Here is a 14,858-nt window from a genome sequence, read left to right as displayed (position 1 = left end):
AATGACTCACTTGTGGAGTCATTTTTTTAAATTTGTTTTCTTTATTTAATTAGTGTTTTTTTGCAAGTTCAAGTAGGTCGTTTTCTACTTTTTGCAAAATTTCTGCGTTGCTTAGACCTGCATAAGCAGCTGTTTTTGTACCGGCAATTAGTAATGAATTAATTTTATTAACACCTAAAAAACGGAAAGTGCCTTCAAGTTGTTTAAGATGATTGCCGAAAGGATATCAGTCCGCTGGCGCTCCTTGTGTGCCCACAAGTAAAACACTCAAATTATCTAAGTATCCAATTGAGCGATGTTTACCAGCATACTTATATGAAAATGTTTTTTCAGCCACACAAATTCCGTCAATAAAGTTTTTTAAAACACTACTGTAACCAAAATTGCTCATTGGCGCACCAATGATAAGCACATCAGTGTTTTTGAGTAAATTAATATAATAATCAGAATTTACTTTGGTCAAAAAACTCTTGAAACCATCAACCGCATTGAGAGTTGTAGTAGCAAAAGGTGTTTGGTTAAGGTCTAACAAACTTACTTCGGCGTTAGCGTGCACATTTTTAATGTTGTTTGCCACCGCTTGTGCTGCTTGTCACGAAAGTGAATTTTGATTCAATGAAGAATTAACTACAACAAGTTTAAGTGGTTTTGTCATCTTTGCTCCTTTAGGTAAATAATTTAAATTATAAAGATATAAAATTAAAATTCACATAAGTTCAGCAAATGTTATTAAATTCACTAATAATTGCTAAAATCAACAAAAATCAAGTTCCTCTAAGTAACATTTATTCTTGGATTTATTTCTCAGAAAAAATGGCTGTGAGGTAAGACTAAATTGAATTAGGAGACAAAAAATAATGAGTTTTACGAAGTTTAAACAAACTTATGTAAGTTTTCTTGATGGTGACGAAATCATACTTTTTACAAAAAAGATCCAAGTCAAGTGAGAAAAGTTAGCGATAAAAAAATCGAAAAAAAGTTTGTATGAATTAAACACAACATGCGAAACACCGTATGTAAAACTTTTTGTTCCGGAAAACATTGAATTAACAGTTGATGTTCGTAAAAAATATGTTTCTGATTTTTATAAAACAGTTTTAACTGCTTGTATTGAACCAATACAGCGCAAATACGAAAAACTTTTTGGTTTACCAATGGGCGACTTCATTGTGACAAAAAAATATAGTACTTGAGGCACATGAATTTCAAATTTGGTTAGTCTAAGGCCTAAAACTAGTGATTGAAAAATTTCATATTCACTCAGTTTAGTTTTACTTAATCAAAAATATATTGAAACAGTCGTTGTGCACGAATTAACACATTGTTTTTTCGATAAACATAACAAAGAGTTTATGCAGAAGACACAAGAAGTGTTGCCTGATTTTATGGAACGAGAATTTGAGTTAAACCACATTTGCGCTGAAATAAACTAAAAAATAAACTTTATTTTTGTCGCCGGCTGTTTCCATATTTTAGTAATGCAAATTAAAATTAAAATCAAGTAAAGTTTGCAAATATAATTATGTTATAGGGTTAATTGTTAAAATTATGGCAAATTTTAATTTTGTATAATTGCTTTAACTCACAAAATTATTTAGTCTATATATAATTTCATTATATATAGTTAAATTTTATTTTAACACTTGCCAAAGTGGAAAATTGAGGTGATTATGAGCACTAATAATGAATACGGCGCACAAAGTATTAAGATTCTTGAAGGATTAGAACCAGTTAGAGTTAGACCCGGAATGTATATTGGTACAACAGGACTTAAAGGTCTTCACCATTTAATTTGGGAAATTGTTGACAATTCCGTGGATGAATGTATGGCAGGTTATGCCAACAAAGTAAGTATCACTTTGACTCCTGATGGTTATGTGATTGTGGAAGACAACGGTCGTGGAATTCCTACCGCTATTCACGAAGCTACAGGCGTTTCTACTGTGGAAACTGTTCTTACAGTCTTACATGCTGGCGGTAAATTTAATCAAGATAGTTACAAAGTTGCTGGTGGTTTACATGGTGTTGGCGCCTCGGTTGTAAATGCTTTGAGTGCTGAATTAGAAGTTTGAGTTAAACGTGAAGGCAAAATTCATTATGCTAAATTTGCTAATGGTGGCCAAACTATTCAATCATTAGTTGTCATTGGTGAATGTGACGTAAATGAGACTGGTACCAAAATTAAATTTATCCCTGACTTTACCATTATGGAAAAAAATGCCTTTGACAAGGACGTAATTGTTGACCACATCAAACAAACTGCTTATTTAACGAAAGGCTTGACAATCTCATTAACTGACCAAAGAGATGGTACTTTCAAAGAATTTATGTTTGAAGGCGGGATTATTGATTATGTCAAAGAACTTAACCTTGGGCAAAAGTTAGTTCACAACGATGTTATTTATGCTGCAGGCGAATCTGCTTATGGCGGCCAATTTGCAGTCGGTGTTGAAGTTGCAATGCAATACAATGAAAGAATTCCTTCGAATGTTGTTTCGTATACAAACAACATTATCACCGTTGAAGGTGGCACACACGAAAATGGATTTTATGATGCCTTAGTACGTTTAATCAATAATTATGGTGTAGATCAAAATTTAATCAAAAAGGATGAAGATAAAGTTACTAAGGATGATGTCAAAGAAGGTTTAGTAGCTATTATTTCAATCAAACACAAGGAACCGATTTTCGAAGGACAAACCAAAGCAAAACTAGGTAACAAAGACGCCCGCGTGGCCGTGAATAAAGTCTTTAGTGAAGCTTTTGAACGTTTTCTTAACGAAAATCCTACCGAAGCTAAGTTAATTGTTCAAAAAGCTCTAGCGGCTAAAAAATCTCGTTTGGCCGGCCAAGCTGCTCGTGATGCGGCACGTAAGAAAACAGTGTTTGATGGCGGTGCAATGCCGGGCAAACTTGCTGATTGTTCATCTAAAAATGCCGAAATTAGTGAACTTTACATTGTCGAAGGTAATTCAGCTGGTGGTTCAGCTAAAATGGGGCGTGATCGCAGTTACCAAGCGATTTTGCCACTACGTGGTAAGGTTATCAATGCGGAAAAAGTTGCACCTTACAAAGTTTTTTCAAACGAAGAAATTCAGTCACTTATTACTGCTTTTGGTACTGGTGTACTTGATGACTTTAACATCAACAAACTCCGTTACCACAAGATCATCATTATGACTGATGCCGACGTTGATGGTGCCCACATTCGAACTTTATTATTAACTTTCTTATATCGTTACTTCCGTCCTTTGATTGAGTATGGTTTTGTGTATATTGCGCAACCACCTCTTTACAAAATTCAAGTTGGGAAAACTATTAATTACGCTTATAGTGATGACGAAAAAGCCCAAATTTTGGACGGACTTAGTCCTAATGTAAAAGTTACGATCCAAAGATATAAAGGGCTTGGTGAAATGGATCCTGAACAATTGTGAGAAACCACAATGAATCCAGAGACTCGTTTAATGATTCAAGTCCAAATTGACGATGCTGCACGCGCTGACTGGGCCTTTACTACCTTTATGGGCGAAGAAGTTTTGCCAAGACGTGAATTTATCGAACAAAACGCCAAATTTGTCAAAAATATTGATTTTTAGTATTTTTTTGTATCAAAAATGCACTTTTTGCTTTTTTGGTACTTTTTTTGTTCTATAATAATTTCAACTTTTATAGGAGGAAATATGCTTAAAGAAATTTCAGTACAACAATATCTTGATGAATATAAAGGACACAAGAAAGACTATGTTTTAGTATTTCACGCTGAATGATGTCCTGCTTGCAAAATGTTTAAACAAACTTTAGATGAAGTTGCTCAAAAAGAAAATGTGGAAGTAATCCGTTTGAACATCGACCACGACCCAGACAAGAAACTTGTGAGCGAATTTGGCGTTAGCTCAATTCCTTTCTGAGTAATGTTTAAAAACGGCGAAAAAGTTTTTGAATCATTAGGTTTCTTGCCAGTTGATGCTTTTACTCAAAAAATAAAAACTTACTTGAAATAAAACAAAAAGGCTGCAGCGCCTTTTTTTGTTACTCTTTTGCATTCAATCCTAACACATAGTTATATTGACAAAATTAGTGTGAAAACTGCTAATTCACTTTAACGGTGATAAAATTGTAATGTTATTCTTACATCTGTATCTATTTCTTAAATCTAATTCATAATTAAAGGAGTTGTTGTGGAGTATAAGCGCATTAAAGGTACTCGTGACATTTGTGGTCGTGAAGCCAGAGTCCAACAATACTTAAAAACATTGTTTTTTCTAGAGACTACAAGTTTTGGATGTGACTGAATAGAATTACCAATTTTAGAATCAGCCGAATTGTTTCGTCGCAACCTAGAAACTAGTGATATTGTTAAAAAAGAAATGTATGAATTTGAAGACAAAGGCAAACGCAAAGTTACTTTACGTCCAGAAGGTACGGCTGGCTTTGTGCGCGCGTTTGTGGAAAACAAATGATATGCTGACACAACATCATTCAAAAAGTTCGCATACTTAGGCCCAATGTTTCGTTACGAGCAACCACAAAAAGGAAGATATCGCCAATTCAACCAAGCTGGTGTTGAATTTTTATGTGATAAAAATCCTTTTAATGACGCTGAAATAATCATTTTTGCTTATACTTTCTTGCAAAAATTTACTCCTAACATTAAACTCAAGCTCAACTCACTTGGTGATAACGAAACTCGTGCGCAATATCAACAGGCTTTGAAAAACTATTTAACCAAGCACAAGAAGCAACTTTCTCCTTTAAGTCAAGAACGTTTAGAAACTAACGTATTAAGAATTTTGGATGATAAAGTCGATTCAAAACTTGAAATTATGGACAATGCTCCAAAATTAGAGTCATACTTAACTCCAAATTCAAAGGCATACTTTGAAAAATTAAAGACAATTTTGGCAGCAAATGGCATTGATTTTGAACAAGATGACAAACTAGTGCGCGGCCTAGATTACTATGATGAAGTGGTATTTGAAATTGTTTCGCAATCAGATCAGTCTGGTTCGCAAAACACTTTAATTGGAGGTGGCAGATATTCTAATTTAGTAAGCGAACTAGGCGGCCCACAACTTTCAGCATGTGGGTTTGCACTTGGTGTAGATCGTTTGGTCGATTTGTTACTTGAAGAGGAAACTTTGCCTTTCGTCAATTCACACTTGTTCAAAGTTCACAACCAAAGCATTGATTTATTAATGTTTGTTCAATCTGAATCTGATCTTGATTGAGCTTTTAAATTTGTGTTCCAAGCTCGTAAGGAAAGCATCAATATCGAATTAATTAAAGATACAGGTTTAAAAACAAAGAAAATTTTCGAACGAGCAAATCGCTATCAAATTCACAATCTTATTTTCTTTGATTCTTTTGCTTCGACGAATACTTATCTTTACAAAAATACTCAAACTAACGCAAAAGTTACGCTTGATTTTAATAATGTTGACTGAAACCAAATTATTGAAATGCTCAAACTTAACATCAAAGCGTAAGCTTAGAAAAGAGATTTTATGAAATCAAAAACAATTAATAACGGACAAATTAACAGCAAACATTTAGGCAAACAACTTACAGTTCATGGTTGAGTTGCAAACAAAAGACGTTTTGGTGAGTTAACTTTTATTGACTTGCGTGATCGTAGCGGTATCATCCAATGTGTCTTTAATCAAGACTTAAAAGTTAACAAAGAAAGCGTGATGGAAGTTACCGGCGAGCTTGTTCGTAGAATAAAACCAAATCCAAATTTGCCAACTGGGGAATTTGAACTGGTTGTAAATTCATTTGAAATTTTCACGCAAGCACCTGAGGAGCTTCCTTTTGCAATTCGTAACGACATTGATGTTAAAGAAGATTTGCGTCTTAAGCATCGTTACTTGGATTTAAGACGTCCAAAAATGCTTGAAAATTTAATGTTGCGCCACAAATTAATTACCACAATTAGTAACTTTTTAACTAAAGAAGGTTTTTTAGGCGTAGAAACTCCTTTGTTGGCTAAAAGTACACCCGAGGGAGCACGTGACTTTCTTGTGCCAACTCGAAACAAGGGAAACTTTTGAGCCTTACCACAAAGTCCACAATTATTTAAACAAATTTTAATGATTGGTGGCATCGAAAAATATTACCAATTCGCAAAGTGTTTTCGCGATGAAGACAGTCGTAAAGATCGTCAGCCTGAATTCACCCAACTAGATATTGAAGTTTCATTTTTAACAGTTAAAGACTTTCAAAAATTTATCGAAAAAATGTTCAAGCACACTTTTAAACAATTAGGGTTGGAGTTAGCTAAAGGGGCTTTCCCTCGTTATAAATATTTTGATGTTTTAAGAGATTATGGAACTGACAAACCAGATCTTAGATATGGTTACAAAATTCAAGATTGTAATGACTTTTGCGTTGATACTGAATTTAACATTATTAAAGATGCGCCCGCTAAAAGATATCTTTTCGTTGACAGTATTATCACCAAAAAAGATTTTGTTGAATTAGAAGAAATTGCCAAGAAAAATGGCGCAAACATTCTCTTTTACTTTGTTGTACAAAACGGAAAAGTTATTCTAACTAACTTTGCGAACAAAGTTCCAGAAGCTGTGCAAACGTTAATAACACAAAATGAAAATCACGACGGAACCTATTTTATAGTCGCAAATACATACGAGAATGCTTCTAAGGCACTTGGAGCAGTTCGTGTTAGTTTAAATGAGAAGTTTCACTATGCTAACGATGATATTTATCATTTTTCATGAATCACTGATTGACCAATGTTTGAAAAAGATGAAGAAAGTGGCACTTGACAAGCAGCCCACCATCCATTTACACAATTTGACCACGAGATTAGCAAATTGGACAAGTTGCCAATGGAAAAAATCAAAGCTAAATCATATGATCTTGTTTTAAATGGTTTTGAACTTGGTTCAGGTTCAGCGAGAATTTTTGACCCAATTGTACAAAAGAAAATGTTCGATTTAATTGGTTTAACAAAAGAACAACAGCAAGCAAAATTTGGTTGATTCTTAGAAGCTTTTTCATACGGTGTGCCGCCACATTGCGGCATTGGTCTAGGTCTGGAACGTTTGTTGATGATAATTGCTAAAGAGAAATCAATTCGTGATGTGATGGCGTTTCCCAAAAATGCAAAACAAATTGACGTATTTATGGAAGCTCCAAGTACTGTTGATGCCACACAGCTAAACGACCTTGGCCTTGAATTATCCGAAAAATAATTGTTTGATTTAGCTATACAATTTCACAAATTAGATTTTTGAATAATAAATTTGTAGATTTATTTTCTAAATCAGAATTTAGAAACAAAAAATTGAATATATTAAAAAACAAGCTTTGAAAAAAGCTTGTTTTTATAATCTTTATTTCTTTAGAGTTACAACTTTTTCGGCATAAATATTCGAATTTAGAGTTGAGTAAACTTTAACTTTAAATACAAGAGAAGTTTCATCAGCGTTAACAAATTCAGCACTATAAGCTAATGATGGATGTTTTAGAAGCAATGGCACATTTTTACCACCATCAATAGCATTTCCTGAAACAAGTTCACTTTTGAATTCAGATGCTTGAGAAATTTTTCTGTTCCCTAAATAGTTAAATCAAATTTGTTGAGCATCCAAGTATTTGTTGAGTTTGTCTGAAGTGAATTCTTCTTTTGCCAAACCAGTCAACTTAATGGCTTTTGAACGGGTAAGTTCTCATTCAGGATTAGTAGTGCTTATAAGAGTGTAATTAACATATAATTCACCCTTTGTTTCATCATAATAATTTTCAGGCAATGAAAACTTAACAAAAACTGGAATTTCTATATTTAACCTGCTATTTTTTTGTGGCAGCAATTCGTATTTATTGCCCCAAATACCATCGGTAGCGTCAAATTTAGCCTCAAAAGAAGGCAAGAATGACACATTTGGTTGTTGATTGAATGCTGACATTAAGAAATCAGTTACGTAAGGAACCGCTTTTTCTCACTTGTTATAAATTTTGACGGAGTCAGGTAGATCGTAAGCAAAGTTATTAGCAAATTTTAAAAATTCATTTTTTGATTTAATTTCTTTTTTAAACCCATCGAGAACAAATTCTTTGCTTACAGAATTAATAGTTCTTCCTGTGTTGGTATTGACCGTTGACACAGTTAATGTTAATTTAATTGTGCCTTCTTTATCGTTTGCAATCGCAGTATCAAGAGAAGATGCTATCTGGAAATGATTTGCAAAGGCTCCATCCTTAAACAAGAATCTTTGTTTTGCTAGGTTTTTACCTCATTGAACACTGGTTAGTGATGACAATCCTTCGTTGTTAACTAGCATAATTTTTAAATTGTCACGATATTGGTTTTTTAGTGAATTAAGAACTGCTGAGGCGCTTCTAAGAAATAATGGTGTATTTTCTCAAGAATTATTTCTTTCATTAAAAATAACGGCTTTTGTAAACTTGTTATCAAGAGTATCATTCAATTTGGCTTCTGTATCATATTTTTTACCAAAATTATAAGTAAATTTCCTTGTAACAGAGTTACCAAAAGTATCCAAAATTCTAACAGTATATTTCTTCGAGTTTTCAACAGAATCATCGTCCATATCATCTGATGATATTTTTACTACAAGGTTTTTAAAGTTACTATTGTCTCCAAACGGACGATAGTCTTTGACTTCTGGATCAAAATATTGCAATGACATAGAGTCATCAGAAATTGTTGTAGAACCCACTTGTATTTCCGTTTCCGATGACGATGATCAAGAAGATACATAGTTTATGTAATTGTCATAGCGATTTTCTTTTTCAAATGAAAGTCTTAAATTTGCTCAAATGCTGTCATCGACTTTATATGAATTTCTATTAATATTGAAACCAAAAATTGGCACAGTTTTTGTATATGTTAGTCCATCAGTTAATTTAAAAGTAGTTCTTAAATTATACGTTCCAAGTTGATCGTTATATGGGTTAACATCTAATCGTTCAAAACTAACTCCCTCAAAATTACTATATATTTTTGATAAGTTATGGTTTAAGTAAAGTCCATTGTTTAAATCTATTTTGCGTGATATAACAAGATTATCAAATTCGCTCGCTGTTAACTCATAGTAGTTTTGTTCATAATTGTTATTTGTTGGAATAATTACTTGCAGGTCGTTAAGAGCATCTACTTTTTTCTTAAGAGATGCAAAACCTTGAATTTCTGATGCCACAAAGTTGTTGATTTTAACATTTTCTTTATATTGAATATTTGGATCACTTTTTAAGCTAAATTTCGCCATTACTGTTGCATATCCTTCAGCATCATTTGCTTCGTAAGAAACGTTTGGAAGAAATTCAACATTGACATCTTTTGCATATTGATCAAACGCTAATTTTCTTTTTGTAATAATGTCAGAATCGTTTTGCTCATCTATAGGGATGTTTGTTGAGTTTAAATCGTCTACAGCAAGTTCGAAATTTAATAAGTTTGTCTTATTTTGATAATAAGAAGGTAATTGATTAATAGTTGAAATAGCGTTGGTTTCGTCGGTAGCTAATTTTGCATAACCTTCTAAATTAATTTTAGTTAAATAATTTTGTAAGGCCTTCACGCTTTTTTCAATTTCAAAACCATAAACTGTGTATTTCTTTGTATAACTTTCATTAGGATTGGTTTTTGACGTTATAGTAACATCAAAAGTTAAAGTTCCGTTCAGATCATCGATGCCATTTTGCGCTAACTTTCTAGTAATTGTATGTGAACGTCCATCGAAAACTGTGTTGTTTAAGTCGTTTAAATAATTAGAATCAGAATTAGTTTTTACTAATCTTATTAAGTTGATGTCATTATCAATGTTAATATATTTAACAGCTTCAGAAGGTTTTAAGCTTGTTAGAAATGTTCTTTTTTCAGGGCGTAGATACAATGCTGTTGCATCATTCAAAATGTTTTTAAAAGTATCATGATCAGGTTCGAAATTTTGAAAATTGTCTAAAGTGGTTAGGAAAGTTTTACTAGTTCCATCTTTATTAAGAGAAGAAATTGTAATTTTAATGTCTATTGAATTGTTAGTGTTTTGAGAAACAAATTCATACTTAAAAGTATTTTTTGGAAGCATAGAAGTAAGTTTTATTAATTCATCTTCGCTATATCATAATTGTTTGTTTTCAGAGTTTGCCAAAAGAAATACGTTAATTTCATCAGTAACAGTTGGCAAAGCATTCTTAAGTTGTTCTGGAGTGAAGTTGAGAAATTTTTCGTAGTTTTTGCTAGTAAGATTTAATGAAGCTATTACTCTGTTGTTTGTTCCAAAAATTTTATTTCAGTCTGAATCTGTTCATCCGTTTTTAATTACATCATTAAAGTTTTTGAAACCTCAAAGATCAACGGCATCTAAAAAGAAAGTATTATTTTGATTTGCTTCAGATATTTTTAGAATGACAGCTTTTCTTATAAGCCCTAATCTATCATTAGACATCGGTGTTGGTTTAGGATAAAGTTTTGCAACTTCATCGTTTTGATCAAGAAAAAAATTGAATATTTATTCGTCAATTCCTTTAAAGGGTCTATTTCAACAATTTGGTTATTTTCGTTGATAACTTTAGCTTTTACGCTAATTTTGCTGATATCAATTTTGGGAGTCTTTGTTTCTTCATCTTCTATCATTTCGCTTTCTGACAGAAATTTTGACGAAGCATCATTTAAAATCACCGAAAATCAATTCGGATTTTCGACATATTTAGCGAACATAGCTGGAAGAGCTTTAGTATCAACAAGGTTTTCAAATATAAAATCTTTTTGCGCTGTTCCAAGTACGAGTCCATCGTTACTATTTACAATTGCACGAATTATTATTTTGTTTGAAAAAGGATCGAAGATAGGCACTTCGTATTGAATATCAACATCAGGTACAATCAGCAAAATATCCTTTGTTAAATTGTCATCTTTACTTACTGTGTATAACGTAAAGAAGTTTTTAAGCGTTGAATTTACAAAATATTTTAACTCATTCCTATCTTCGTACATTTGTTGTCATGAACCAGAAAGATTCTTTTCTATAAAATTTGAGAAATTACTGATTTGTTCTCTAGCGAACACAAGTTTTGTTCTAGAATCATCAAGTAAAGCTTGCAAATCTTTAGATTTTTTTTCATCAGCTTTTGATTCTGCTTGTCCAGAAATGCTAGCTGCTTTTGCCCCTGAATCTTTTTCATCATCAGTAGACGATGAACCACAAGAAATTGCTAAAACAGGAGAAAGAGCAAGTATTGAGCTTGTTGCAAAAATTAAAGAAAATTTTCTTTTTAATTTCATAATTTTTTACCTCTTTTTTAAAAGAACGTTTTGTTTGCACACATCATAAAAAAAAAAAAAAAAAAAAAAAAAAAAAAAAAAAAAAAAAAAAAAAAAAAGACCACGTTTTTGACAAACTAAGCAAAAAAATTATGAAAATTTACAGAAAAGTCTACTTTTTTACATAACAAACCAAATTTGTTTACAGTTTTCGTCATCCTAGTTAGAGTGGTTTAGTGTTTAAGTTTTATCTTTTGGGCAGTTATTTTTTTGAAAAAAAATTGATAAGGTTCAAAATTCCAATTAAATGTAACTTACTTTGTTTATAGTGCTATGACATAGGGTTAACATTGAAATTTACTAAGAAATTTAAAAACCATTTATTCAAAAGTGCTGGTGCAACAAGGTTGTTGGAACTAATTTTCGAATACGCTTAGCTCATAGAGTTAGAAATGAAAATTGCATTAAAAAAATACTAGGGCAAAGCCTAGCATTTTTTTGATCATAATTAGTCTTCGTCTTTAACTTGAATGTTACGACGCTTGATGATTTCGTCAGCGATGTTCTTTGGACATTTTTCATAGTGATCGAATTGCATTTGGTAGGTACCTCTACCAGCAGTCATTGAACGAATGTCAGTAGCATAACCAAACATTTCTTTCAATGGCACAAGGGCACGAATCACGTGTGCGCCGTCGTTTCTGGTTTCGTTATCTTGAATTTGACCACGACGACGAGTAAGGTCGCCCATTACATCACCAAAGTAGTCTTCAGGAATTACCACAGCTACGTCCATAATTGGTTCAAGTAACACAGTACCAAGTAAATCTTTCGCTTTGGTTAAAGCTTTGGAAGCTGCAATTTTGTAAGCTAATTCACTTGAGTCAACATCGTGGTATGAACCATCATAAAGAGTAGCTTTAATGTCGATCATTGGGTAACCAGCAAGAATACCAGCTGCCATTTTGTCTTCAAGACCTTTTTGGATAGGTTTGATGTATTCCTTAGGAATCTTACCACCAACAATTTTGTCGATGAATTCAAAACCTTGGTCTGGGTTTGGCTCGAATTTAATTCACACGTGACCGTATTGACCTTTACCACCTGATTGTTTTACGTGTTTACCTTCAACTTCAGCTGATTTTGTAATCGTTTCACGGTATGACACTTGTGGTGCACCAACTTTGGTTTTAACTCCGTGTTCACGTCTAAGCCGGTCTACAATAATGTCAAGGTGTAACTCACCCATACCAGCAATGATGGTTTGACCAGTTTCATCGTCAGTGTAGGTTTTGAAAGTAGGGTCTTCAGCAGCTAATTTTTGGAGACCAAGCGCAAGTTTTTCCATTGCATCTTTTGATTCAGGTTCAAGCGCTTGTGAAATCACAGGTTCTGGAAAGACCATTTTTTCAAGAATGTAGTGTGGTGATTTTTCGCCTACTAAGGTGTCACCAGTAGTAGTTGACTTAAGACCTACAGCAGCGTTAATGTCACCAGCATAACATTCATCAATTTCTTGACGTGAGTTTGCGTGTATTTGGATGATCCGACCAATTCTTTCTTTGACATCCTTAGTTGAGTTATATACATAGCTACCTTTTTTAAGGACACCAGCATAAACTCTAAAGAAGGTAAGCGAACCTACATAAGGGTCGGTCATAATTTTGAAAGCAAGTGCGGCAAAATCATGGTCATCAGTTGCCGGTACTTCGATTTCTTTGCCATCAAGTTCAGCTTTAATTGCTGGCACATCAAGTGGTGATGGTAAGTAGTCAACCACAGCGTCAAGCATTTTCTTAACTGCTTTGTTTTTGAAGCTGGTACCGCACACAACTGGGAAGAATTCACTAGTTAAAGTTGCTTTCCGGATCACGCTTCTAAGTTCCTCAGCACTTGGGTTGTGACCTTCCATCACTTGCATCATAAATTCGTCGTCAAAAACAGCAACTGCTTCTACTAATTCTTGACGTTTTTGTTCAGCTACAGCTTGAAGATCGCTTGGAATTGGGATTTCTTTGGCAATTTCTTCAGGTTTGCCATCATATTCTCAAGCTTTCATTTCCACCAAGTCAATAATTCCGTTGAAGTTTGACTCAGCACCAATTGGCACTTGGATAGCAACTGCGTTAGCATTTAATCTTTCACGCACACTACGGACTGACACAAAGAAGTCAGCACCAGCTTTGTCCATCTTGTTAACATACACAATTCTTGGCACACGGTAGTTAGTTGCTTGTCTTCAGACAGTTTCAGTTTGTGGTTCCACCCCACTTTGAGCATCTAAAACAGCCACAGCACCATCAAGTACACGCAGTGAACGTTCTACTTCAACAGTAAAGTCCACGTGTCCTGGGGTGTCAATGATGTTAATTCTCTTACCATTTCAGTAAGCTGTGGTTGCAGCTGAGGTAATGGTGATACCACGTTCTTGTTCTTGCTCCATTCAGTCCATTTGTGAAGCACCATCGTGGGTTTCACCAATTTTGTGGATTTTACCAGTGTGGAGCAAAATCCGTTCAGTAGTTGTAGTTTTACCAGCGTCAATGTGCGCCATAATTCCGATGTTACGGTAGTCTTTTAATTGATATTCGCGAGCCATAAGTTTCTTTTCCTATCATCTAAAGTGAGCAAACGCACGGTTGGCTTCGGCCATTTTGTGTGTGTCTTCACGTTTTTTGATAGCTCCCCCTGTTTTGTTTGATGCGTCAATAATTTCGTTAGCAAGTCTAACGTCCATAGTTTTTTCGTTTCTAAGACGAGCGTATTGAACTAATCATCTTAAACTTAAGGTTTGTTTACGACGGTCAGAAACTTCGGTTGGTACTTGGTAGTTTGAACCACCAACTCTACGAGTTCTTACTTCTAATTGTGGTGTGATGTTAGCAATGGCTTGTAAAAATACTTCCATTGGGTCTTTGTTGGTTTTTTCTTTCACAATGTTGAAAGCTGAGTAAAGGATATCTTGGGCGATTGATTTTTTACCATCAAGCATAATGGTGTTAATTAATTTTGTGACTAAAACAGAATTAAAAATTGGATCAGCTAAAACTTCTCTCACAGGTGCACTTTTTTTTCTTGACATAAGTTTCTCCTATCTAGCTAAAAATTAGCTTTTCTTCTCTCTTTTAGTTCCGTAAAGTGAACGACCTTGTTTACGGTTGTTAACACCAGCTAAGTCTTGGGTACCACGCACGATGTGATATCTAACCCCAGGTAAGTCCTTAACTCTACCACCTCTAATTAACACCACTGAGTGTTCTTGTAAGTTGTGGCCTTCACCACCGATGTAAGCGGTAACTTCCATCCCGTTTGATAATTTAACACGAGCGTATTTACGCATCGCTGAGTTAGGTTTTTTAGGTGTCATTGTTGCCACCCTAGTACATACACCTCTCTTAAAAGGTGCTGACAACCTTAACTGTTTCTTGTGTAATGAGTTATAAGCTAAGTTCAAAGCAGGTGCTTTTGACTTACGAACCTTATCAACTCTTCCACTTGTAACAAGTTGATTTGTTGTTGGCATTTAATTCCTTTCGTTAGTTTTAATAATTAATCTAAATGTCCAAAAAACTAAAGTTATCATTATTTTTTAATATAAAAAAAGTAGCTA

The 14,858-nt window shown here is 33.8% G+C and carries 11 protein-coding genes; 5 read left to right on the top strand and 6 right to left on the bottom strand.

Annotated elements, in window-relative coordinates:
* Positions 1-49: 49 nt before the first annotated feature.
* On the bottom strand, positions 50-655 hold the full coding sequence (locus tag EXC55_RS00835; protein ID WP_129622808.1) for an FMN-dependent NADH-azoreductase: 606 nt from the start codon (positions 653-655) through the stop codon (positions 50-52).
* Between the two features lie 202 nt (positions 656-857).
* Between EXC55_RS00835 and EXC55_RS00830 the strand changes: the two genes are divergently transcribed.
* From EXC55_RS00830 to aspS, 5 genes are all read left to right on the top strand, one after another.
* Positions 858-1,433 (top strand): YgjP-like metallopeptidase domain-containing protein, encoded by a 576-nt coding sequence (locus EXC55_RS00830; protein ID WP_129622807.1) that lies wholly within the window; start codon positions 858-860, stop codon positions 1,431-1,433.
* 237 nt (positions 1,434-1,670) lie between these two features.
* A complete protein-coding gene (gene gyrB / locus EXC55_RS00825) occupies positions 1,671-3,599 on the top strand; it encodes a DNA topoisomerase (ATP-hydrolyzing) subunit B (protein WP_129622806.1) in 1,929 nt (642 codons plus the stop codon).
* Positions 3,600-3,683: 84 nt separating this feature from the next.
* Entirely contained in the window at positions 3,684-4,004 is a 321-nt protein-coding gene (locus tag EXC55_RS00820; RefSeq protein ID WP_165001860.1) for a thioredoxin family protein, read from the top strand.
* A gap of 177 nt (positions 4,005-4,181) precedes the next feature.
* Positions 4,182-5,489, top strand: a complete 1,308-nt coding sequence (gene hisS / locus EXC55_RS00815; protein WP_129622804.1) for a histidine--tRNA ligase — start codon at positions 4,182-4,184, stop codon at positions 5,487-5,489.
* Positions 5,490-5,507: 18 nt separating this feature from the next.
* Positions 5,508-7,217, top strand: a complete 1,710-nt coding sequence (aspS, locus tag EXC55_RS00810) for an aspartate--tRNA ligase (RefSeq protein WP_129622803.1) — start codon at positions 5,508-5,510, stop codon at positions 7,215-7,217.
* A gap of 141 nt (positions 7,218-7,358) precedes the next feature.
* On the opposite strand, the gene EXC55_RS00805 is transcribed toward aspS, so the two are convergent.
* The 5 genes from EXC55_RS00805 to rpsL form a co-directional block, all read right to left on the bottom strand.
* Complete coding sequence (locus EXC55_RS00805) at positions 7,359-10,433, bottom strand: lipoprotein 17-related variable surface protein (protein WP_129622802.1); 3,075 nt, start codon at positions 10,431-10,433, stop codon at positions 7,359-7,361.
* Positions 10,415-11,269 (bottom strand): hypothetical protein, encoded by an 855-nt coding sequence (locus EXC55_RS00800; RefSeq protein ID WP_129622801.1) that lies wholly within the window; start codon positions 11,267-11,269, stop codon positions 10,415-10,417. The genes EXC55_RS00805 and EXC55_RS00800 overlap by 19 nt, the downstream gene beginning before the upstream one ends.
* Before the next feature lie 487 nt (positions 11,270-11,756).
* Positions 11,757-13,847 (bottom strand): elongation factor G, encoded by a 2,091-nt coding sequence (gene fusA / locus EXC55_RS00795; RefSeq protein ID WP_129622800.1) that lies wholly within the window; start codon positions 13,845-13,847, stop codon positions 11,757-11,759.
* A 12-nt stretch (positions 13,848-13,859) separates the two neighbouring features.
* The gene (gene rpsG / locus EXC55_RS00790; protein WP_129622799.1) at positions 13,860-14,330 is read right to left on the bottom strand and encodes a 30S ribosomal protein S7; all 471 of its coding nucleotides are present in this window, start codon (positions 14,328-14,330) and stop codon (positions 13,860-13,862) included.
* Positions 14,331-14,354: 24 nt separating this feature from the next.
* Positions 14,355-14,771 (bottom strand): 30S ribosomal protein S12, encoded by a 417-nt coding sequence (rpsL, locus tag EXC55_RS00785; RefSeq protein ID WP_129622798.1) that lies wholly within the window; start codon positions 14,769-14,771, stop codon positions 14,355-14,357.
* Positions 14,772-14,858: the final 87 nt, after the last annotated feature.

Origin of the sequence: Mycoplasmopsis columbinasalis (assembly GCF_900660705.1) — a bacterium.
GTDB classification, from domain to species: Bacteria; Bacillota_I; Bacilli_A; order Mycoplasmatales; family Metamycoplasmataceae; genus Mycoplasmopsis; species Mycoplasmopsis columbinasalis.
Note: the sequence above shows the minus strand (reverse complement) of the source record. Positions and strands in the feature narration are given on the sequence as shown.